General features: G+C 71.8%; 17 protein-coding genes and 1 pseudogene. 11 read left to right on the top strand and 7 right to left on the bottom strand.

The annotated features are described in order from the left end of the window. Positions 1-32: 32 nt before the first annotated feature. Positions 33-2,764 (bottom strand): annotated as a pseudogene (secA, locus tag DI573_RS02560) (preprotein translocase subunit SecA). A gap of 227 nt (positions 2,765-2,991) precedes the next feature. On the opposite strand from secA, the gene DI573_RS02555 reads away from it, so the two are divergent. Next, on the top strand, positions 2,992-4,572 hold the full coding sequence (locus tag DI573_RS02555; protein ID WP_292810311.1) for a stealth family protein: 1,581 nt from the start codon (positions 2,992-2,994) through the stop codon (positions 4,570-4,572). Here the strand turns inward: DI573_RS02555 and DI573_RS02550 are convergent. After that, complete coding sequence (locus DI573_RS02550; protein WP_292810309.1) at positions 4,535-5,524, bottom strand: phosphodiesterase; 990 nt, start codon at positions 5,522-5,524, stop codon at positions 4,535-4,537. The genes DI573_RS02555 and DI573_RS02550 overlap by 38 nt on opposite strands. A 156-nt stretch (positions 5,525-5,680) precedes the next feature. Here DI573_RS02550 and DI573_RS02545 point away from each other — a divergent pair, with 156 nt between their 5' ends. Then, a complete protein-coding gene (locus DI573_RS02545) occupies positions 5,681-6,310 on the top strand; it encodes a PadR family transcriptional regulator (protein WP_292810307.1) in 630 nt (209 codons plus the stop codon). Positions 6,311-6,369: 59 nt separating this feature from the next. Then, positions 6,370-7,692 carry a hypothetical protein gene (locus DI573_RS02540; RefSeq protein ID WP_292810306.1) on the top strand — a complete coding sequence of 441 codons (1,323 nt, stop codon included), beginning with the start codon at positions 6,370-6,372 and terminating at the stop codon, positions 7,690-7,692. A gap of 81 nt (positions 7,693-7,773) precedes the next feature. On the opposite strand, the gene raiA is transcribed toward DI573_RS02540, so the two are convergent. The 5 genes from raiA to mtrA all read right to left on the bottom strand — a co-directional run bounded on the left by raiA (position 7,774) and on the right by mtrA (position 13,403). Then, entirely contained in the window at positions 7,774-8,439 is a 666-nt protein-coding gene (gene raiA, locus DI573_RS02535) for a ribosome-associated translation inhibitor RaiA (RefSeq protein WP_292810304.1), read from the bottom strand. 91 nt (positions 8,440-8,530) lie between these two features. Then, positions 8,531-9,226, bottom strand: coding sequence for a phosphoribosyltransferase family protein (locus DI573_RS02530; RefSeq protein WP_292810302.1), 696 nt, complete (start codon positions 9,224-9,226; stop codon positions 8,531-8,533). A 93-nt stretch (positions 9,227-9,319) separates the two neighbouring features. Continuing rightward, on the bottom strand, positions 9,320-10,999 hold the full coding sequence (locus tag DI573_RS02525; protein ID WP_292810300.1) for an LpqB family beta-propeller domain-containing protein: 1,680 nt from the start codon (positions 10,997-10,999) through the stop codon (positions 9,320-9,322). After that, positions 10,996-12,714, bottom strand: coding sequence for an MtrAB system histidine kinase MtrB (gene mtrB, locus DI573_RS02520; protein ID WP_292810298.1), 1,719 nt, complete (start codon positions 12,712-12,714; stop codon positions 10,996-10,998). The genes DI573_RS02525 and mtrB overlap by 4 nt, the downstream gene beginning before the upstream one ends. 8 nt (positions 12,715-12,722) lie before the next feature. Further along, entirely contained in the window at positions 12,723-13,403 is a 681-nt protein-coding gene (mtrA, locus tag DI573_RS02515; RefSeq protein WP_292810294.1) for an MtrAB system response regulator MtrA, read from the bottom strand. 249 nt (positions 13,404-13,652) lie between these two features. Here mtrA and DI573_RS02510 point away from each other — a divergent pair, with 249 nt between their 5' ends. The 8 genes from DI573_RS02510 to DI573_RS02475 all read left to right on the top strand — a co-directional run bounded on the left by DI573_RS02510 (position 13,653) and on the right by DI573_RS02475 (position 22,165). After that, positions 13,653-14,969: a glycerophosphoryl diester phosphodiesterase membrane domain-containing protein gene (locus DI573_RS02510; protein WP_292810292.1), complete on the top strand. Its 1,317-nt coding sequence runs from the start codon at positions 13,653-13,655 to the stop codon at positions 14,967-14,969. Continuing rightward, positions 14,966-15,631 (top strand): DUF4129 domain-containing protein, encoded by a 666-nt coding sequence (locus DI573_RS02505; RefSeq protein WP_292810290.1) that lies wholly within the window; start codon positions 14,966-14,968, stop codon positions 15,629-15,631. Before DI573_RS02510 ends, DI573_RS02505 begins: the two co-directional genes overlap by 4 nt. Continuing rightward, positions 15,628-16,854: a DUF4350 domain-containing protein gene (locus DI573_RS02500; protein WP_292810288.1), complete on the top strand. Its 1,227-nt coding sequence runs from the start codon at positions 15,628-15,630 to the stop codon at positions 16,852-16,854. The genes DI573_RS02505 and DI573_RS02500 overlap by 4 nt, the downstream gene beginning before the upstream one ends. Further along, entirely contained in the window at positions 16,851-17,807 is a 957-nt protein-coding gene (locus DI573_RS02495; protein ID WP_292810286.1) for a MoxR family ATPase, read from the top strand. Before DI573_RS02500 ends, DI573_RS02495 begins: the two co-directional genes overlap by 4 nt. Before the next feature lie 23 nt (positions 17,808-17,830). Further along, positions 17,831-19,150, top strand: a complete 1,320-nt coding sequence (locus DI573_RS02490; RefSeq protein WP_292810284.1) for a DUF58 domain-containing protein — start codon at positions 17,831-17,833, stop codon at positions 19,148-19,150. 70 nt (positions 19,151-19,220) lie between these two features. Beyond that, entirely contained in the window at positions 19,221-19,694 is a 474-nt protein-coding gene (locus tag DI573_RS02485) for a Fur family transcriptional regulator (RefSeq protein ID WP_292810282.1), read from the top strand. Further along, a complete protein-coding gene (locus DI573_RS02480; protein ID WP_292810279.1) occupies positions 19,687-21,201 on the top strand; it encodes a catalase in 1,515 nt (504 codons plus the stop codon). Before DI573_RS02485 ends, DI573_RS02480 begins: the two co-directional genes overlap by 8 nt. Positions 21,202-21,340: 139 nt before the next feature. After that, a complete protein-coding gene (locus tag DI573_RS02475; RefSeq protein WP_292810277.1) occupies positions 21,341-22,165 on the top strand; it encodes an aquaporin in 825 nt (274 codons plus the stop codon). The last annotated feature ends 110 nt before the right edge of the window (positions 22,166-22,275 follow it).

Raw genomic sequence — 22,275 nt, 5'->3', positions numbered from 1 at the left:
GACACCCCGTGGCATGCTCGGGAGCCGGGCGACTACTTGCGCTTGGCCGACGCGCGCCGTTCGGCGCGGTTCACCGGAGCCTGGCCCTGCCCCGGGTCGGCCTGATCGGTCGGCTGACCGAAGGCTCCGCGCGCCGCCGGAGCTCCGGCATCCGGCGCCTGCGCACCCCTCTGCGCCGCCGCCCGCTGCAGTTTGGCGGTCGCCGCCTGCTGCACCTGACCGCGCTCGTTACGCACCTCGACCTCGCCCGCGTCGTTGGCCGCCGAGAACTCGAGCCGCTCGTCGCCGGGCCCGGCCGCGAGACCCTTGGCCGCGACCTCGGCGTGGGCCTCGGGGCCCTCGCCCGCGCCTCGCGCTGGTACTCGACCAGCGGGTCGCGCTGGGCCATCGCCCGCAGGCCGATGCCGTCCTTCAGGTAGTCCATCTCGTAGAGGTGCTCGCGCCAGCGACGATCGAGCACCTGGAGCACAACGCGCCGCTCGAGCTCGCGCATCGCCTGCGCGCCGAGCTTCTCCTCGCGCCCCGCATAGGCGATGCGGGCGTCGGAGAGCAGCTCGCGCGTGAGGCCTTCGGCGGTGATGCGTCCCTTCGCGCCGGCTTCGGCCACGACCTCGTCGATCGTCACGCCGACGGGGTACATCGTCTTCAGCTCGGTCCACAGCGCGTCGAAGTCCCAGCCCTCGCTGTGCCCCGACGAGGTGTGCTCGGCGATGACGGCGCTCACCGCGTCTTCGATGAAGTGCTGCACGCGGTCGGCGATGTCATCGCCCTCGAGGATGTGCCGGCGGTCGGCGTAGATGGCCTCGCGCTGACGGTTCAGGACGTCGTCGTACTTCAGGACGTTCTTGCGGGTCTCGGCGTTGCGCGACTCGACCTGCGACTGGGCGCTCTTGATCGCCCGGCTCACCATCGAGGACTCGATCGCGACGTCGTCGGGGAAGTTCGCCCGCGACAGAATCGCCTCGGCCGCGCCGGACTGGAACAGGCGCATCAGGTCGTCGGTCAGCGAGAGGTAGAACCGGCTCTCGCCGGGGTCGCCCTGGCGGCCCGACCGACCGCGCAGCTGGTTGTCGATGCGGCGGGACTCGTGGCGCTCGGTGCCGAGCACGTACAGGCCGCCGACGGCGACGACCTTCTCACCCTCTTCGGCCACGCGGGAGCGCACGGCCTCATAGACGCCGTCCCACTCGGCCTCGTACTCGTCGGGGGTGTCGACCGGGTCGAGGCCCTTGGTCTTCATCTCCTGCACGGCGAGGAACTCGGCGTTCCCGCCGAGCATGATGTCGGTTCCGCGGCCGGCCATGTTGGTCGCGACGGTGACGGCACCCAGGCGCCCCGCGCGGGCGACGATCTCGGCCTCTCGAGCGTGGTTCTTGGCGTTGAGGACCTCGTGCTTGACGCCCTTCTTGGCCAGCAGACGCGACAGGTATTCGCTCTTCTCGACGCTCACGGTGCCCACGAGGACGGGCTGCCCCGCCTCGTGACGCTCGGCGATGTCCTCCACGACCTGCGCGAACTTGGCCTGCTCGTTCTTGTAGACCAGGTCGGGCTGGTCCTTGCGGACCATCGGCCGGTTGGTGGGGATCGGCACCACGCCCAGCTTGTAGGTCGACATGAACTCAGCCGCCTCGGTCTCGGCCGTGCCCGTCATGCCCGACAGCTTGTCGTAGAGACGGAAGTAGTTCTGCAGCGTGACGGTCGCCAGAGTCTGGTTCTCGGCCTTGACCGGCACGGATTCTTTGGCCTCGATGGCCTGGTGGATGCCCTCGTTGTAGCGCCGGCCCGCGAGGATGCGGCCGGTGTGCTCGTCGACGATCATCACCTCGTCGTTGATCACGACGTAATCGGTGTCGCGCTTGAACAGCGCGAGGGCTTTGATCGAGTTGTTCAGGAACGAGATCAGCGGGGTGTTGGCCGACTCGTACAGGTTGTCGATGCCGAGGTAGTCCTCGACCTTCTCGATGCCGGGCTCGAGCACGCCGATCGTGCGCTTCTTCTCGTCGACCTCGTAGTCCACGCCGGCCTCAAGGGTGGCGGCGATCTTGGCGAACTCGGCGAACCAGCGGTTCGCTTCACCCGACGACGGACCCGAGATGATGAGCGGGGTGCGCGCCTCGTCGATCAGGATCGAGTCGACCTCGTCGACCACCGCGAAGAAGTGACCGCGCTGGACGAGGTCCTCCTTGCGCCAGGCCATGTTGTCGCGCAGGTAGTCGAAGCCGAACTCGTTGTTCGTGCCGTAGGTGATGTCGCACGCGTACTGCTCGCGGCGCTGGGCAGGAGTCTGCCCCGACAGGATGACGCCGGTCGACATGCCCAGGGCCCGGAAGACGCGCCCCATGAGCTCGGACTGGTAGCTCGCGAGGAAGTCGTTGACGGTGACCACGTGCACGCCCTTGCCCGCGATCGCGTTGAGGTACGAGGGCAGGGTCGCCACGAGCGTCTTGCCCTCACCGGTGCGCATCTCGGCGATGTTGCCCAGGTGCAGCGCCGCCCCGCCCATGAGCTGGACGTCGTAGGGGCGCTGACCGAGGGTGCGCTTGGCGGCCTCGCGCACGGCGGCGAAGGCCTCCGGCAGCAGCTGGTCGAGCGTTTCGCCGGCCTCGTGACGCGCGCGCAGCTCGGCGGTCTCGCCGCGCAGCTCCTCGTCGGTGAGGTGCGCGTAGTCCTCCTCGAGCGCGTTGACGGCCTTGACGACCTGCTGCAGCCTCTTGAGGATGCGGCCCTCGCCGGCGCGCAGCAGTTTCTCGAGCGGGTTTGCCACGGGAGGATCTCCATCCGATCGGATGCCGCGCGGCGGTGCAGCCCACGCGACAGGCATATCCCTCCCATGTTACCGGGCCGTGACCTGGATTCAGCCTGGGACTCCACCCGCGCCGGGGTGCGCATCCGACGCACGCATCCGCGGCCCGCAACATGCCCGACACACAGCCGACCTAGACTTCAGGGTGGCCTCCGCGAGGGCGGGCGCCGAGAAGAAAGAGGTGGTAGATGGCACTGCTCGACGCGATGCCCGGTAGCGGAGTCCCCCGGGGATGGGAGTCAGGAGGCGCGCGCGACGACGTCGTGCTCGTGGCCGGCATCCCGCACCTGATCAGAGACGTCTCCGCGGACGAGGCCCAGACCGAGGATCTGCTGCGCATCGCGGCGGTGCTCGAGGCTGTCGGAGTCGAGCCGCTGCTCATCCGCCGATCGAGCGGCCGCCCGGCTCTCGCGGTCGACGCCGTCGAGCGTGCCCGGGCGATCATCGCCCTGTGCGCCGACGACGAGCCCTGGGTCGCCCGTCGCGGCGGCCGGGTGCGGCCCCTGGCCCATCACGGCGCCCGCAGCTTCGGCTCGCACGACGCCGTCACCCTGTACCGACCGCGCACGACCGCCGCGGGCACCCTGCGTCACGGCGCCGATTCCGGCATCCGCCTCGAGTTCTGGCGTCGTGAGGGCGGCCTGATCACGGCACCCTCGGCGAACGCCCTGACCCGCCGGATCATCGCCGAGGACGACATGACGATCGTGCAGCTCGAGAAGCACGGACGCACGTGGCGCACCATCGACGGCATGTTCACTCCCACGCCCGGCGAATTCACCGAGGATGTGGATCTCGTCTTCTCGTGGGTCGACGGGTCATCCAGCGACTTCCAGCGGGAGCGTGCCCGCCGCATGAGCCGATACGTCGTCGGCGACGGCGACGACCACTCCGCGCGCTTCCGCCACGTCGATGAGATCAGGTACGCGCTGCGCAGCGTGCACCTCTACGCGCCGTGGATCCGCCGGATCTTCATCGCCACCGACAGCCCCGCGCCCTGGTGGCTCGCCGAGCACCCGAAGGTCACGGTCGTGCGCAGCGAGGAGTTCTTCGCCGACACCTCGGTGCTGCCCACGCACAACTCCCACGCCGTCGAGGCTCAGCTGCACCGGATCGAGGGGCTCGCCGAGCACTTCCTCTACGCCAACGACGACATGTTCTTCGGGCGCGCGGTGCGCCCCGAGCTGTTCTTCACCCCCGGCGGGGTCTCGCGCTTCGTCGAGTCCGGGGTGCGCATCGGGGTCGGGCCCACGAGCACGGACCGCAGCGGCCACGACAACGCCGCCCGGGTCAACCGTGCGCTCCTGCAGCAGCGGTTCGGCCGCGTGATCACCCGCGATCTCGAGCACTGCGCGGCCCCCCTGCGCCGGAGCGTGATGTACGAGCTCGAGCAGGCGTTTCCCGAGGACTTCGCCCGGACGGCGGCATCCACCTTCCGCTCCGCGACCGACATCTCGGTCACCAATTCGCTCTACCACTACTACGCCCTCATGACGGGGCGCGCCATCGCGACCACCGAGCCGCGCACGCGATACATCCAGACGACGCTGCAGCCGGCGCTCGCGCAGATGGAGCGACTGCTCGCCAAGCGCGACGTCGACATGTTCTGCCTCAACGACGGAAGCCGTCCCGAGGTGCCCGAGGACGTGCGCGAACGGGTCCTGCGCGAGACGCTCGAGGCCTACTTCCCCGTGCGGGCGCCGTGGGAGGTGGCGGTCGACGAGGTCGAGATCAGCCGACGATCCGCAGCGGAGCCGTCGGCGGGTTAGCCGCGAGCGCGGCGTCGCGGGTGTGCTGCGCGCGCAGGGCGCCGGTCGTGGCGTCCGGGATGACGACGCCCGCCCGGGCGAGCAGGCGCGCGCTCTCGTCGGCGTCGACGTAGGTCAGCCCGGGGGCGTCCGAGACCGGGACGACCGAGTGCACGACGGTGTCTTCGTATACGTGCACGAGGTTGAACGCCTGGGCCGCGTCCCAGGGACGCGTTCCCCCCACGGGCACGGACAGGTCCTGCGTGTAGCAGGTGGCCGATGCGACGGAGACGGGGATGCCGGCGAACGTCGCCGATGTCGAGTAGTGCAGGTGACCGGCGAGGATCGATCGGACGTCGCTGCCGCGCAGAACCGCCGCCAGCCTGGACTGCTCGCGAAGCTCGACCGTGACGGCGAGGTCGAGCACGCTCGGCACGGGCGGGTGGTGCATCGCGAGGATCGTCCCGTGCGGCGCGGGCACCGACAGCTCGAGCTCGAGCCACGCCAGCTGCTCATCCGAGATCTCGCCGTGATGGTGGCCGGGCACCGAGGTGTCGAGGGCGATGACGCGGAGCCCGTCGACGTCGGACACCGAGTCGTGGGGCGCGTACGGATCGGCGCCCGAGTCGCCCTCGAGCATCTCGGCGCGGAACGCCGCGCGATCGTCGTGGTTGCCCATCACCCAGATGAGACGGGTGTCCAGGCGCCTGCTCCACGGCTCGACGAGGGCGCGCAGATCCGCGTAGGCCGCGGCCTCGCCGAAGTCGGCCAGGTCGCCCGTGAAGACCACGGCGGCGGGACGCGTACCCGACGCCTCGATCTGCGCGAGGGCCCTCTCGAGGCGCCCCCGGGCATCGATCGACCCGTAGAGCCGGTCGCCCAGGGCGCGCAGGTGGGTGTCGCTCAGGTGCAGCAGCTGGTGGCCGGCGCGCGGATACTCGGCGATCCGCGGGGTCGGTCTGTCACTCGTCACGCCCGAAATGTTACAGGCATGTTTCGTGCACCCGGCGAATGACGCGTGAACGGCCGGAAAATCACCGGTGCACATCACACGAACCGAATTCCGGGTATGCATATACTCAGAATTCAGATACGCGACATGCACCGAGGTCGCGGGGTGGGGGAAGACATGTCCGTGCGCATGAGTCTGCTGGCGATCCTCGATCACGGTCCCTGCTACGGCTATCAGCTGCGCAGCGAGTTCGAGCGACGCACCGGCGGCGCCCGGCCGCTGAACGTGGGGCAGATCTACAACACGCTCGATCGACTCGAACGCGACGGTCTCGTGGCCAAGGGCGATGCCGACCCTGCCGGGCACGTGTACTACCGGATCACCCCGGCCGGAAGCGACGAGGTCGGCGATTGGCTGCTCTCCCCCGTCGCCACGGCGACGGGCGCGCGCGACGAGCTGCCACTAAAACTGGCATTGGCCGCCAGTCTTCCGCGCGTCGAGGTCGCCCCGGTGCTCCGCGCCCAGCGCCGGGCCTCGCAGGCGGCGCTGGCGGCGCTGCGCTCCGAGCGGCACGATCGCGAGAGCGCCTCCGGCTCCGCCCGCACCGGTGAGCTGCTCGCCTGGCAGATCGTCGCCGACGGCCGGATCGCACAGGTCGAGGCCGAGCTGCGGCTGCTCGACCACGTCGAGGCCCGCGTGCTCGCGCACCCCGCGCCGACTCTGCCGCTCGGGCCCGCGAGCGAGCGGCCCCGCAGAGGCCGGCCGCCGAAGGCGGGAGCGCCCCGACCGCGCACCGCGGCCGTGTAGCTGCCGCGCGCGCCGGGCGCCCGGCATCCACTCGGTCGTTGCGACTTAGGATCGAGAGCATGGCCGGATTCTGGGGCAAGCGAAAACGAGAGCAGCAGGCGGAGCTCGACGCGCACGACGCCGACCTCGCTCGTCGGGCGGGCATCGCGCTCGTGGGGGCGGACGAGCGGATCCGCGTGACGCGCGACGAGCTCGCGTTCGCGGTCGCCGAGCTCGGTGAGGGTCTGACGAAGGATCTTCGCGCAGCGCTGGATGCCGTCACGGAACATCTCGGCGAGGCGTACCACCTGCATCAGCTCAATCACGACGAGATCCCCGACACCCCCGAGGAGCTGCGCACGCGCAATGCGCGCATCATCCAGCTGTGCGAGTGGGCCGAACAGCTGCTCGACGAGCGCACGGAGGCCCTGGCGGCCGACATCGCGCGGGTGCGCCGGGCGCCGGAGATCCTCGCGCAGGTGCGCGCCGACGCCGAGCGGCTGCGCGAACGTCTGCCGCACGCGCGCTCGACGATCGAGCGGATGGGCGCCCGCTACTCGGACGCGGCGCTGCGCCAGATCGTGCAGAGCGCCGATGAGGCCGACCAGCTGCTCTCCTTCGCGCTGCACAGCGCGGACGTGTCCACGCGTCGCCGCGAAGCGGGCCGCACCGAAGAGGCCAACCTGGCCCTCGAGACGGCGACCGAGGCCGTGCGCCGCTCGGCGACGATCATCGACGGGGTCGAGGACTGGGAGATCGAGGCGCTGCGCGCCGAATCCACCCTCGCGGACGTGATCGCCGACTCCCGCGACGACCTCGTGCAGGCGCGGACCGCCCCTCAGACGCCCGCCGTCGTCGAGGCGATGGCGACTCTGCAGCGCGCGCTCGCCGCTCTCCCCCCGGCCGGCACCAAGACCGACCCGTTCGAGGATCTGTCGCAGCTGCGCGAGGCCAACACCGCGCTCGACGCCGCCGTCGACAAGGCCCGCGAACGGGCGGCCCGTCCGCTTCCCGACCCCGCGCACGTGCGCCACGCGGTCGACGATGCCGACCGGCAGATCGCCGTCGCCCGCAACGTGATCGCGGGGCACCGCGGCTGGATCGGCGCCGATGCGCGCACGCGCCTGGCCGAGGCCGAGCGCGTCCGCACGGACATCAACGCTCTGCCCGACGAGGACGACTCGCTCGAGAAGGCGTTGCACATGGCGCGCCGCGCCGGATCGCTCGCGAGCGAGGCGCTTCATCTTGCGCAGCGCGACATCGACTCGTCGCGGCCGCAGGACGGCGGCTGGGGCGGACAGGGCGGCGGAAGACGCGGCGGCGGCGGCATGGGCGACATGATGGGCGGCGTGCTCGGCGGGCTCGTCATCGGCGGCCTGCTCGGCGACATCTTCGACGGCTGAGTTCCGGTGTGTGCACCCGCACACGCGGATACCCGAGGCGGTGAGCCCCGGGCATCCGTCTGATCGTGCGACGCGCGGAGTCTAGGAGGCGATCGCCGCCTCGACCGGCGGTGCGGCGGCCTCGAGCGAGATCACACCGTAGTCCCACCCCTTGCGCCGATACACGACACTCGGGTGGTCGGTGCGCGCGTCGATGAAGAGGAAGAAGTCGTGACCGACCAGCTCCATCCGGTCGACGGCGTTCTCGACGGTCATCCACTCGGCATCGAAGTTCTTCACGCGGATGACGACGGGGGTGTACTCCTCCTCGTCGTCCGCACCGGCCACGACGGGCACCTCGCCGGTCGCCACGGCCCGGATGGCCTCGACGGATGCCGGCTGCACATCGATGCCCTCGATCTCACCCTTGCCCTTCTCGAAGTGAGGGCCGCGGGGGTGGTTGCGGGCGTCGACGCGCTTGCCCTTGGCGCGCCGGAGCTGCTCGCACAGCTTGTCGACCGCAAGATCGAGAGCGGCGAACTTGTCGCCGTCGGTGGCCTCGGCCCGAACGACGGGGCCCTTTCCCAGCAGGGTCAGCTCGACGGTGTCGTCCTCGACCCGTCCGTTGTGGTAGGCCCGGTGCGTCACCTTGACGTCGAGGCGCTGCACGCGCGACGCCAGGTGCTCGATGCGTGCGGCCTTCTCTTCGACCACCGACCGGAACCGATCGGTGACCCCCACACCCACGCCGACGATGTTGGTATCCATCTTTGACCTCCTTGTTCGGGACGGTCCGCCCGTACAAGGGCGGACCGCGGTCGCCTTGTTCGCTCCACCGTAGTGGCGGCCCCCGACGATGTCACGTGTGAATTTGTGATGCGCTCCGGGGGCGATGTCGTCGCGGCGTCGCCGCGATGGTCGCCGCGCCGACAACGACCGCACCACCCGCGTGCAGCGCCCGCGCCGCCTCGCGCAGCGTCGCGCCCGAGGTGAGGACGTCGTCGACGATCACGACGGGCATTCCGCGCACGTTCCGGGCGGCCATGCTCCCGCGCTGGTTCTGCACGCGCTCGGCCAAGCCCAGTTCGCGCTGATCGGCCGTACGTCGCACGGCGACGAGCCGCCGCTCGGGAACCACCCCCGCACGTCGGGTCGCGACCTCCACGACGCGGAAGCCGCGCGTGCGCATGGCGCGGGCGCTCGCGGGCACCGGCACGACGTGCAGCGATGCGGCGTCGGCCCCGAGGTCGTCGGCCAACGCCCGCAGGGCCGCGGCGAGCGCGGGTGCGAACGGACGAAGCAGCCGCGGCCTCGCGTCGGCCTTGACCGCGCGGATGACGCGTGCCGCCACCGCCTCGAACGCCAGCCCGCTGTACACCCGCAGACCGTCGAGATCCGTCGTGACGACCCGCGGGCGGAGGGCTTCCCGGCACCGTCCGCAGACGGGACCGCCCGCATCCCCGCATCCCACGCACGGCGCCGGCAGCACCAGGGCCAGAGCGTCGGCGACGGCACCGCGCGCGAGGGACAGCGCGTCGCGAACGACCGGATCCATGGGCCCAGGATGCCGGGGGGCAGCATCCCGTGTCGCGTCGTGTGTGCGCCCGGGGGGATGACCCTGCCACCACAGACTGGGGAGGACGAGCGATCAGCCGGACGCGGCGCCCAGCTGCGGGGCGAGGACGCGCACGCCCTCGGCGGCCGGCTGCCACGTCGAGCCCCGGCGCAGTGAGAGCACGCCGTCGTCGCTGAGCACGCGGGCCGAGGTCACCGTCGCGCCCGCCGCGATCGTCGTCAACGTCGCGGCGGGCCCCGACAGCGTCTGTCCGGTGCCACCCACGACGTGCTCGATGACGCTCATCTCGCCGTCGTCACCCGCCGACGCGATGCCCAGGGTCTGGTCATCGAGCCACGCGACGTCGATGCCGCTGCCGTCGAGGCGCACGATACGTCGGGACTCCCCGAGTGAGCGGGGCACCCCGTCGGCGTCGCGGACGATGCCGGAGACCACCGCCCAGTCGCGGCCTCCCGCCGTGAGGATCGCGGCCATGCGGGTGCCGTCGCGACTGATCTGGATCGCCTGCACGCGCGAGGACCCGACCCAAGCGCCCTCGATGTCGATCGCCGTGCCGTCCGCGAGCGTCGCCCGCAGCGCGGTCGGCTGGTCGCGCGGCACCGTCCAGATCACGCCGTCCGGGTCGAGCGCGGGTTCGGCCAGTCCCGCCCGCGGGTCGACTGTGGTCGCCTCGCCATCTGCATCCACCCGCGCGACGCCGCCGCCCGTGAGGCTCACCGCGGCCGTCTCCTCGCCCCGGCCCATCGAGACGGCGGTGACACCGAGGGACTCGATGGTCGCGCTCATGCCTCCCAGTCGCGCGACCTCGCCGTCGGAGAGGAAGCCGAACACGTCGTCGGTGAGCACGAGCGGTCGCGCATCGATCGCCGTGCCGCGCACGGGCGCGGGTTCGACGGTGAGCGCCGCGCCGTCGACGAGCATCTCGGCGCCGGCGATGCCGGCCCCCTGCAGACTCGCCTGCAACTGCCTCTGCAGCCGTCCGAGTGTCACCGGGTCGGCGTCGAGAGCCGCCTCGGTGAGCTCGATGCGGGCCACACCCTGCACGACGGGCACCGACTGCCGCGCGAGCGAGACACCCTCGGGCGCGGCCGAGGCGACGGATTCCTGCAGCCAGGGGCTGGGGGTCGACCCGAGCAGCGCCCGCGTGATGCGGGTCGCGGGGTTGCGGGTGGCGAACCAGCGCACGTCCGGAACGAGGTAGTTCCACGAGGGATCGAAGTACATCAGCGAGTAGGCGCGGAAGACGTTGTCGAAGTTGTCCTCGTCGAGCACGATGCCATCGGGCACCTCGGTGATGCGCCACTGCCCGTCGGCCTGTTCGGCGAGGCCGTACGAGAAGGTCTGGGTGGGTTCGTCGGCGAGCTCGTACGCCCCGTTCTCGTCGACCGAGGCGGTGACGACCACGCTCATCTCGACACGGCCGTCCTCGATCGCGGTGACGGTGCGCGAGCCGGGACGGTCGATCGTGACCCCCGCCTCGGGCCGCCAGCTCTCGCGGATCGCCGGGGCGAGGAAGAGCTGCGCGATCTCCCAGTCGTTCTGCGATCCCGTGGCCGCGGCGACGAAGCCCTCGACGATCTGCTCGGGCGTCGCGCCGGGCTGGGGGCGGTCGGGCGAGAAGGAGAAGTCGGGCACGTCCGGTGCCTCGGCGGCGCCCAGGCCCGGGTTGACGGGCCCCGCCGTGGGCAGTCCCGCGCAGCCGGTGAGCGCGAGCAGGAGGGCGACGAGCATCGCGGCGGTGCGGGCCTTCATGAGCGCTCCCCCGCCCGGCGGTCCGCCTCGTCGAGCGCGCGGGCCTCCTGGATGTCGATCGGCTGCGTCATGCCGAGGTCTTCGAGCGGGTCATCCCCCGTGTCCAGCCGCAGCGGTGGGGCATCGATCGGGCCGCCGGGCTGCCGGGGCAGCGTGAGCACGAAGTTGGAGCCGCGTCCGAGCTCGCTCCACACGGCCAGGGTGCCCCCGTGCAGGCGGGCGTCGCCGAGCGCGATCGACAGGCCCAGGCCGGTGCCGCCGATGGAGCGCCGACGTGAGGGGTCGGCCCGCCAGAATCGATCGAACACGCGCTCGACGTCGGATTTCTGCATACCCATCCCGTAGTCGCGCACGCCGATCGCGACGGCGCTCGAGCTGCTGTCCACCGTGACGACGATCGGTCGTCCTTCACCGTGCTCGATGGCGTTGCCGAGCAGGTTGCGCACGATCCGCCGCACGCGCCGGGCGTCCATGTCGACGGGGGAATATCCGCCGGGGGCGACCAGGCGCACGTCGCTGCCGTGCTGATCGGCCAGCTGCTGCATCGAGGCGATGACATCCTCCGCCAGGTGGGCGAGGCTCGTGGGCTCCCACTCGAGCTGCACGGATCCCGCGTCGTACCGGCTGATCTCGAGCAGGTCGCCGAGCAGCGTCTCGAATCGCTGCACCTGCGCGTGCAGCAGCTCGGCGGCGCGCGCCGTCGCGGGGTCGAAGCTCTCGCGCTGATCGTTGATCATGTCGGCGGCGAGCCGGATGGTGGTCAGCGGCGTGCGCAGCTCGTGCGAGACGTCGGAGACGAACCGCTGCTGCACGAGCGAGAGGTCGGCGAGCTCCCTGATCTGGGTCTGGATGCTGTCGGCCATCGCATTGAACGACCGTCCGAGCGTTGCCAGCTCGTCCTCGCCCCGCACGGGCAGCCGCACCTGCAGCTCGCCCGCCGCGAGACGCGCGCTCGTGTCGGCGGCCTCGGCGATCGGGGTCGCGACGGAACGCAGCACGAGCCACGAGATCGCCCCGATCAGCAGGACCAGGGCGATGCCGACGATCCACAGCGTGCCCTGCACGAAGCCGAGCGTCTGCGACTCGGCCGCGAGGTCGTAGGCGAGGTAGAGCTCGTAGGCGCCGACATCGGGGACGAGGATCTGCTGTCCGACGACGACGCCGGCAACCTCCTGCCCGTCCACGGCGAGCGGCACCGACTGCCACCACTGGGTCTGCGCCTGGGTCTGCACGCGCTCGCGAAGGCCGTCGGAGACGATGTCTTCGGAGAGCGCGCCGGAGAAGAAGTTCTGCGGGGCGATCGAGGAGGGGGCGGTGTCGATGCGAAGCGCCGCGATCCCGTCGCTGGAGGACTGCCGGGCGACGTCGCGCGCGACGGCGGTCATGAGGTTCTGCAACTGCACGCGCTCGCCCTGGGGTTCGGCGGCGTCGAGGGTCTCCTGCGCCGAGGCCGTGGCGCCGCGGGAATCGTCGAGCACTCGATCCAGCCGTGCCTGGAACAGGTCGTTCTGGATCGCCAGCGCCATCCAGACGCACGCGATGAGGATCGTCAGGGCCGTCAGGGTGACGGTGATGAGGATCGTGCGGAAGCGCAGCGAGCTGCGCCACAGGCGCGAGGTGCCCTCGATCCACGTCGTCGGGCGGCGCAGATCCAGCGGCACCGAGGTGCGGATGGCCCCCGTCGCCGGACCGCCCCCGCTCCTCGGGCGCGTCATGACCGCGCTCAGACGACGGCGCCGGCGCGGTAGCCCACGCCGCGCACCGTCGTGACGATCTTCGGGTTGTCGGGATCCTGCTCGACTTTGGCGCGCAGGCGCTGCACGTGCACGTTCACGAGGCGCGTGTCGGCCTTGTAGTGGTAGCCCCAGACCTGCTCGAGCAGCATCTCGCGGGAGAAGACCTGCTGGGGCTTGGTCGCCAGCGCGACCAGGAGCTCGAACTCGAGGGGGGTGAGCGGGATGACCTCATCGGCGCGACGCACCTCGTGGGCGGCGACGTCGACGCTGAGGTCGCCGATGCGCAGCAGCGGACCCGCCCCCTCGGGCGTCGGACGCAGGCGGGTGCGGATGCGCGCGACCAGCTCCTTGGGGTTGAACGGCTTCACGATGTAGTCGTCGGCACCGGACTCGAGCCCTTTGACGACATCCGCCGTGTCGGTGCGGGCGGTCAGCATGATGATGGGCACGCCGGATTCGGCACGCACGCGTGTGCACACCTCGATGCCGTCCATGCCGGGCAGCATGAGATCGAGCAGGATCAGGTCGGGCCGCTCGGTGCGGTAGGCGTCGACCGCGATGGCGCCGTCGGCGCAGAACACCGGCTCGAAGCCCTCCGTGCGCAGCACGATGCCGATCATCTCGGCGAGGGCGGTGTCATCGTCGACGACCAGGATGCGTGAGGTCATGGAACGGCGTTTCGTCCTTCGTGAGACGGGGATCACGGGATTCGGCTCCCCCGTGGGGCCGCAAGGCACAGCGTAGTCGACACCGGCCGGACGCCGTCCGATGGCCCGCCGGGAAGAAGCTGGACACCCCGGCGCCCGGGATGATCGGGCCCCGGGCATGTGGAACGATGGGGAACACGTGACGGTCGACCACCCCGCGGGGCGGTCGCGACGACCCGCGGCCCCGGCCGCCGCGGACGGAGGAAGCACATGAGCGCCCAGCCCGGCTGGACACCCGCGGCACGCCCCGGCATCATCCCGCTGCATCCGCTCACCTTCGGAGCCGTGCTCGGCAGGTCGTTCCAGGCCCTGCGCCACAACCCCAAGGTGCTGCTGGGCTTCGCGCTCGGCGTGCAGTCGCTCGTGTTCATCCTGCTGATCGTCGGCATCGCGGGGGTGGGCTGGCTGTCGTTCTCGCGGCTCGACACCCTGACCCCGGGCACGGACGAGTGGGATGCCGTCACCGCAGGATCCGTGCTGGTCACGGCCCTCGCGGGGCTGGTGCTCGGGCTTCTCGCCTCCGCACTCCAGGTCATCGTGCAGGCGGTCGTCGTCGGCGAGGTCGCCCACGCCGTCGTCGCCGAGAAGCTGACGCTGGGCGCGCTGTGGCGCCAGGTGCGTCCCTCGCTGTGGCGGCTGCTCGGCTACACCTTCCTCGTGCTGCTGGCCGTCGTACTCTTCGTCGCGGCGGTGGGCGGTGTCATCTTCGCGGTGGGTGCGGCGGCGGGGCCCGTCCTGGCCGTTGTGCTGACGATCCTCGTATTCCTCGGCGCGATTCCGCTCTACCTGTGGCTGAGCACCAAGCTGCTGCTCGCGCCGAGCGCGATCATCCTCGAGCGCGCGAGCGTGCGGGGGGCGATCGCCCGGTCCTGGCGGCTGACGCGCCGCCGGTTCTGGCCGATCCTCGGTGTGATCGTCGTCATCTCGCTGCTGTTCGGCGTCATCGCCCAGTTCGTGCAGATCCCCTTCTCGCTGCTCTCCAGCGGCTTCCTCACCGTCTTCGCACCCACCGGCGAGCCCGGCGCCGAGGCGGTCATCGGCTTCGTCGTCGCGATCCTGCTCGGCAACATCGTCGTGCTCCTCGTGCAGGCGGTCGCGCTCGTCGTGCAGGCAACCGCCTCGGTGCTGCTCTATGTCGATTGCCGCATGCGGCACGAGGGGCTCGACATCGACCTGCTGACCTACGTCGAGCGGCGGGATGCCGGCGCCCCCACCCTCGAGGACCCCTGGGCCGTGCATCCCGGCCGCCCGGCGCCGGTGCGTGCGCCCGCGTACGGGCCGGCCTACGGCGCGCCCGCACAGCCACCGTACGGATACGCCCAGCCACCGTACGGGTATCCCATGCCGCCCGGCGCGCAGGCCCCTTACGGATATGCGCCGCAGCCGCCCGCGGGCAGCGCCGTCGCGCCCACCGCGCCGTCCGCGCCGCAGCCGCCCGCCACCCCACCGCTGCCCGTCCCGCCCGCGGCGACGCAGTGGACGGCGCCCGGTGCCGGATCGGCCGACCGAGAGCCGCCGCCGGCGTGATCTTCGCCGAACCACCGCTCACGCCCGACGGCGACGAGGCGCGCGAGCAGGCCGAACGTGTGCTCTCCCGGCCCGAGTTCGCCGCCGCCGAGCCGACGCCGCTCGACCGCATCGCGCAGGCGATCGGCGACGCGCTCGAGGCCCTCTTCGGCGCACAGGCGCCGGCGGGCCTCGGCCCCGCGATCCTCGTGGGGATCGCGGTCGTCGCGATCGGCCTGATCGCGGCCGCCTTCGCGATCTGGGGCAGGCCGCGCATGTCGGCGAGATCGCGTGCCGCGGGCCCCGGCCTGTTCGACGGCGACGAGGCGCGCTCGGCCGCGAGCCTTCGGGCCGAGGCCGAGGCGTCCGCGGCCTCGGGGGACTATGACACGGCGGTGATCCTGCGCCTGCGCGCGCTGGCCCGCGGGACCCTCGAGCGCGGCGTGGTGGATCTTGCGCCCGGAGCGACCGTGCACGCCTTCGCACGTGCAGCCACCCGGGCGTTCCCGACGCTGGCCGCCGATCTCGACGCCGCGGCCGACGCGTTCGACGATGTGCGGTATCTGCGCCGCCCCGCGACCGCCGCACTCTACGAGCGTGTCGCTCGCGCCGACCGTGAGGTCGGCTCTGCCCGCCCCGCGCTCGTTTCGGTGACCGGTGCAGCCTCGGAGGCCCCCCGGTGAGCGGCGCGACGACGTCCTCGATCGCGCCCGGGGCCGCCTCGCGTGCCGCGCCCCCCGGTGCCGCCCCGTCCTCCCGTCGCCGGTCGCTGTGGGCCTGGGCGGCGATCGCCGGTCTGCTGGTGGTGGTCGGCGGTGCCGGCGCCGCGCTCTCCGGCCTGGGCGAATGGTCGGAGCGCGACGTGCTCGACCCCGAGAGCCGGGGGCCGGACGGCGCCGCCGCGGTGGTCGAGCTGCTGCGCGAGGGCGGGATCGATGTCGTGATCGCCCGCGATCGCGAGAATGCGCGGGAGGCTCTGGCGACAGCATCCCCCGCCACGCTCGTCACGGCGGACTCCCCCCTGCTCAGCGACGACACCCTGCGCGGGATCGTCGACGCCGCGACCGACGTCGTCCTGATCGACCCCCGCGCGCGGGCGGTCGAGATCGTGCTGCCCGGCGCGCTGTCCGAGGGCTTCGCGCCCGACGCGCCCGTCGCGCCCGAGTGCGCGAGCGAGGTGGCGGCCCGCGCGGGCGAGATCGTGCCGGGGCGCCTGCTGCAGCCGGGAACGGCCGCGGGCCTGACCGCCTGCTACCCCACAGGCGGGGGCTACGGCCTGCTGGTGGGCGAGAGCGCGACCGGCGGTGTCGCCTCGGCCCTGGACGGTCGCGAGATCGTGATCAACTCGGCCCTCGCGCAAAACGGCAACGCCGCGCTCGCGCTCAGCCTCATGGGACGCCTGCCCACCGTGGTCTGGTACTCCCCCGGCGTCGACGACGCCGACATCGCGGCCGAGCCCACGCTCGGCGAGCTGACACCCGGGTGGGTCACCCCCGCGATCGTCGTACTCGCCGCTGCGGCGGTCGCGGCCGCGATCTGGCGCGGACGGCGGTTCGGCCCTCTCGTCGTCGAAGACCTGCCGGTGACCGTGCGGGCGTCCGAGACCATGGAGGGCCGCGCGCGCCTCTACGCCCGCGGCCGCGACACCGCGCACGCCGCCGACGCGCTGCGCATCGGCGCGGCGGGCAGACTTGCGCGGATGCTGGGACTCGGTCGCGCCGCAGATGTGCACACGATCGCGGACGCTGCGGCCGACCGCACGGGGGCGCCGCGGGCGCGCGTGCGGGCGCTGCTCGTGGACGACGTCCCCGGCACGGAGAAGGATCTCGTCGCGATCAGCGACGGGCTGGACGACCTCGAGCGCGCCGTGCGCGCCGCCCTGCGAGACGAAGGAGCAACCCGATGAGCGACGACGCCCTGCGCGACGCGATGAACCGCGTGCGGATCGAGGTCGGCAAGGCGGTGATCGGCCAGGACGGCGCGGTCACCGGCCTGCTGATCGCTCTGCTCGCCCGCGGCCACGTGCTGCTGGAGGGCGTGCCCGGGGTGGCCAAGACCCTGCTCGTGCGCTCGTTCAGCCAGGCGCTGGGGCTCGACACCACACGCATCCAGTTCACGCCCGATCTCATGCCGGGCGACGTGTCGGGATCGCTCGTCTACGACGCCCGCTCCGGCGAGTTCGCCTTCCGCGAGGGCCCGGTGTTCACCCACGTGCTGCTGGCCGACGAGATCAACCGCACGCCGCCGAAGACCCAGTCGGCGCTGCTGGAGGCGATGGAGGAGCGACAGGTCTCGGCCGACGGGGTCACGCGCGCGCTGCCCGACCCGTTCCTCGTCGCGGCGACCCAGAACCCGATCGAGCACGAGGGCACGTACTCGCTGCCCGAGGCGCAGCTCGACCGGTTTCTGCTCAAGCTCGTGATCGACGTGCCCGACCGCGATGCCGAGGTGGCCGTGCTGCGCCGCCACGCCGAGGGCTTCTCGCCGCGCGACCTCGCTGCGGCGGGCGTCGGTGTCGCGCTCTCGATCGCCGACGTGCACGCGGCGCAGCGGGCCGCGGCATCCGTCACCGTCACCGACGACGTGCTGGCCTACGTCGTCGACCTCGCCCGGGGCACCCGGGCCGCCCCGTCGGTGCAGCTGGGCGTCAGCCCCCGCGCCTCGACCGCTCTGCTGGCCGCCGCGAAGGCCTGGGCGTGGCTGGGCGGCTACCCGGCGATCACCCCGGATCACGTGCAGACGATGCTCGTGCCGGTGTGGCGGCACCGCATCCGGTTGAGCCCCGAGGCCGAGATCGAGGGCGTGTCGCCCGACGCGACGCTCCGCTCGGTGCTGCAGCAGACCCGCGTCCCCCTCTGACCCGCCTCGCGAATCGATCCGCCATGTACCTCACCGGCCGCGCCGCCCTGCTCACGGGGCTCGGTGTCGTGCCCGTCGTGCTGCTGTCCGCGGCGGCGGGGGGCCGGGCATCCGTCGCCTGGATCGCCGCGGGCGGCTGGATCCTCCTCTGCCTCGCCCTGTTCGCGGCGGATCTCGTCGCGGCGGCCGATCCGCGGACGCTGCGCATCGCACGCGACCTGCCCGCGCGGGCACGCCTCGGCGAAGCGGTCCCCACCTCGGTGATCGTCGCCAACGACGGTGCGCGCCCGGTGCACGGGTGGCTGCGCGATGGATGGCAGCCCACGGCGGCAGCCGAACCGGCGCGCGCGCGCCTGGAGGTGCCGCCCGGCGAGAGCCGCCGCATCGGCATCGTCCTGCGTCCGCGCCGCCGCGGCGAGCGCCGCACCGGGTTCGTCGTCGTGCGCTCGGGCGGCCCGCTGGGATTCGCCGGCCGGCAGGCGCGCAGGGATGCGCCCGGGGCGCTGCGCGTGCTGCCTCCCTTCGCGTCGCGGCGGCACCTGCCCTCGCGCTTTGCCCGGCTCCGTGAGCTGGACGGATCGACCAGCGTGCAGATCCGCGGCCAGGGCACCGAGTTCGATTCGCTGCGCGAGTACGTGCGCGGCGACGATGTGCGCTCGATCGACTGGCGCGCGACCGCCCGCGCGCGCACGACGATGCTGCGCACGTGGCGCCCCGAACGCGATCGTCACGTCGTGATCGTGATCGACTCGGGCCGCACGTCGGCCGCGCGCGTGGGCGATGGCACCCGGCTGGATGCGGCGATGGAGGCGGCGCTGCTGCTCGCGGCCCTCGCCGACCGGGCAGGCGATCACGTGCATCTCGTCGTGTTCGATCGCCTCGTTCGCGCGCGGGTCACGGGTCGGCGCGGGCAGGCGCTGCTGCCGGCGATGGTCGACGCGCTCGCCGGTGTCGAGCCGCAGCTGATCGACACCGACTGGGATCAGGCGCTCGGCGAGGCGGCGCGCCTGACCACGCGTCCCTCCCTCGTCGTGCTGCTGTCCGCCCTCGATGCCGCAAGCGCCAGCCGTGCCCTGCTCGGCGCCCTGCCGCGCCTGACCGCCCGCGCACGCGTCATCGTCGGCTCGGTCACCGACACCGGCATCGCGGAGGCTGCGACGCGTCGCTCCTCCGCAGACGACATCTGGCGGGCGGCGGCCGCGGAGCGCACGCTCCTCGACGCGCGCCGCCTCGCCGACGCCATCACGCGCCTGGGGGCCGAGGCGATCGCCGAGGGCCCGGACGAGCTGCCCCCGAAGGTCGCCGACAGGTATCTCGAGCTGAAGGCCGCGGGACGGCTGTGACGACAGCATCCCGTGCAATTCACGAGGTGTTCATTGTTGCTAATCATTCAGGATTAGCTAGACTGGGACGGTGACGATCACCCCCCTCGACGATGTCTCCGGCCTGCCGGAGCAGTTCGAGGCGTCGCCGCTGCTGCGCGCCGCGGGGCTCCGGGTCACGGCACAGCGCACCGCCGTGCTCGAGGCGCTGAACGAGGCGCCGCACGCCCCCGTCGATCTGCTGCACGGAGCGGTCCGCGCACGTGTGCCCGGCATCGCGCTGCAGACCGTGCACGGGGTCGTGAACGACCTCACCGCCGCCGGCGTCGTGCGCCGCGTGAGCCTTCCGGGCGCCCCGAGCGCACTGTACGAACTGCACCGAGACGACGACAACCACCATCACGTGCAGTGCATCGTGTGCGGTCGTGTCGAAGACGTCGAGTGCGCCGTGGGTGCGGCGCCCTGCCTGCACCCCTCCCATGACCACGGCATGCGCGTCCTCGAGGCGAGCGTGACGTTCCGGGCCATCTGTGCCGAGTGCGAAAGGAAACAGAGAGATGACTGATCCGACTTACACCACGAAGGACAACGGGGCGCCCGTCGCGTCCGACGAGTTCTCGCGCACGGTCGGCGCCGACGGCGCCACCGTGCTGCACGACCACTACCTCGTCGAGAAACTCGCGCAGTTCAACCGCGAGCGCGTGCCGGAGCGTGTCGTGCACGCCAAGGGCGGCGGCGCCTTCGGCACCATGACCATCACGGAGGATGTGTCGGCCTACACCCGCGCAGCGCTGTTCCAGCAGGGCGCCGAGACGCCGCTGCTGCTGCGCTTCTCGTCGGTCGCCGGTGAGCTCGGCTCGCCCGACACATGGCGCGACGTGCGCGGCTTCGCGCTGAAGTTCTACACCCCCGAGGGCAACTACGACCTCGTCGGCAACAACACCCCGGTGTTCTTCATCCGCGACGGCATCAAGTTCCCGGACTTCATCCGCTCGCAGAAGCGCCTGCCGCACACGCACCTGCGCGACGCCGACATGCAGTGGGACTTCTGGACCCTCTCCCCCGAGTCGGCCCACCAGGTCACCTACCTCATGGGCGACCGCGGGCTGCCCACCTCGTGGCGTCACGTCAACGGCTACGGCTCGCACACGTACCAGTGGATCAACGCGGCCGGCGAGACGTTCTGGGTGAAGTACCACTTCCACTCCCAGCAGGGCGTGCACAACATCACGGGCGAGCAGGCACAGCAGATCGTCGGCGAAGACACCGACTACTACCTGCGCGACCTGTACGACGCGATCGACCGGGGCGAGTTCCCGAAGTGGGACGTCTCGGTGCAGATCATGACGAACGACGAGGCGAAGACCTATCGCTTCAACCCGTTCGACCTGACCAAGATCTGGCCGCACGCGGACTTCCCGCTGCGCAAGATCGGCGAGTTCGAGCTCAACCGCAACCCGGTGAACTACTTCGCCGAGATCGAGCAGGCCGCCTTCGCGCCGTCGAACTTCGTCCCCGGCATCGACGCGAGCCCCGACAAGATGCTCCTCGCGCGTATTTTCTCCTACGCCGACGCGCACCGCTACCGCATCGGCACCAACTACAACGAGCTGCCGGTGAACCGCCCGCTCTCCGAGGTGCACTCCTACGGCAAGGAGGGCGCGATGCGTCACTTCTTCTCCGGCGGCGAGCGCCCGGTCTACGCCCCGAACTCGCTGGGCGGCCCGCGCGCCGACGCCGTGCGCGCCGGTGAGGGCGGATGGCAGAACGACGGCGACCTCGTGCGCTCGGCCTACACGCTGCGCGCCGAGGACGACGACTTCGGCCAGGCCGGCACCCTCGTGCGCGAGGTGTTCGACGACGCGCAGAAGGCTCGATTCGTGGAGACCCTCGTCGGCCAGTACGAGTCGCTGACCCGCCCGGAGGTGCGCGAGCGCTTCCTCTGGTACTGGGGCCAGGTCGACCAGACCACGGCCGACAAGGTGCGCGCTCAGGCCGAGGCGAACGCCGCCGCCGACTCCCCCGGCGCTCCCTACAGCACCGAGCCCGAGGCCGAGCCGGTGGGCGTCTGACCGCACGGACAGGTGAACGCCGAGGGGCGAGGGGATCGACATCCTCTCGCCCCTCGGCGTTTCCGCTTTCACCGCGCCCCGCCCGCCTGCCATGATGCGGGTGGCGCGCGATCGGGTCGCCGCCACGAAGGAGAAGGCGATGTCCCCCGCACGCAACGATGATCCGCGCCCTGAGACACCGATCGACCCCACCGAACTCGCGCACACTCCCGAGCTGCAGCCCGCCGGCCCTTCGACCGGCGCCAAGCTCGCCGCCGAGGGCTTCGGCACCTTCCTGCTCGTGTTCGGCCTCATCGGCACCGCGCTCTTCGGCTCGCACCTGGCGAACGAGGCCGGCGCGTTCGCCCCCGGAATCGTCTACATCGCGGCGTCGTTCGCGGTCGGGCTCACCGTGATCATGGGCGCCTACGCCTTCGGGCCGATCTCGGGCGGGCACTTCAACCCCGCCGTGACCCTGGGCCTTGCGGCCGCGGGTCGCTTTCCCTGGCGCGAGGCCGGCGGCTACATCGCCGCGCAGATCGTCGGCGGTGCGGCCGCGACGACCGCCATCGTCCTCGTCGGCCTGTTCGGCCCCGAGGGCTGGCTCTCGGCGGCCCAGGACGGCGGCTTCGCCAGCAACGGCTGGGGCGTGCTGTCGCCGGGCGGCTTCGGCATCGCCGCCGCGATGATCATCGAGGTGATCCTCACGTTCCTGTTTCTGCTCGTGATCCTGGGCGTCACGCACTCGACGCGCGGCACGACCTTCGCGGGCCTCGCGATCGGGCTCTCGCTCACCCTCATCCATCTCGTGAGCATCCCCGTCGACAACACCTCGGTGAACCCCGCCCGCTCGATCGCCACGGCGATCTACGGCGGACCCGACGCGCTCGGGCAGCTGTGGGTCTTCCTGGTCTTCCCGATCCTCGGCGCGCTGCTGGCCGGCTGGTCGTACCGCGCACTGTTCGACGCCACGAAGAAGTCGTAGCCGCAGCATCCCGCGCCGTCTGTGCCGCGTTGGGGCGTTCAAACCACCGTGGGGCGCGCTGCAGCACGCCCCAACGCAGCCCCGACGCCCCAACATGGGCAAACCCCGCC

This window comes from Microbacterium sp., assembly GCF_003248605.1.
Classification (GTDB): domain Bacteria; phylum Actinomycetota; class Actinomycetes; order Actinomycetales; family Microbacteriaceae; genus Microbacterium.
The sequence above is the reverse complement of the archived record's forward strand: the minus strand, read 5'-3'. Positions and strand labels throughout refer to the sequence as shown.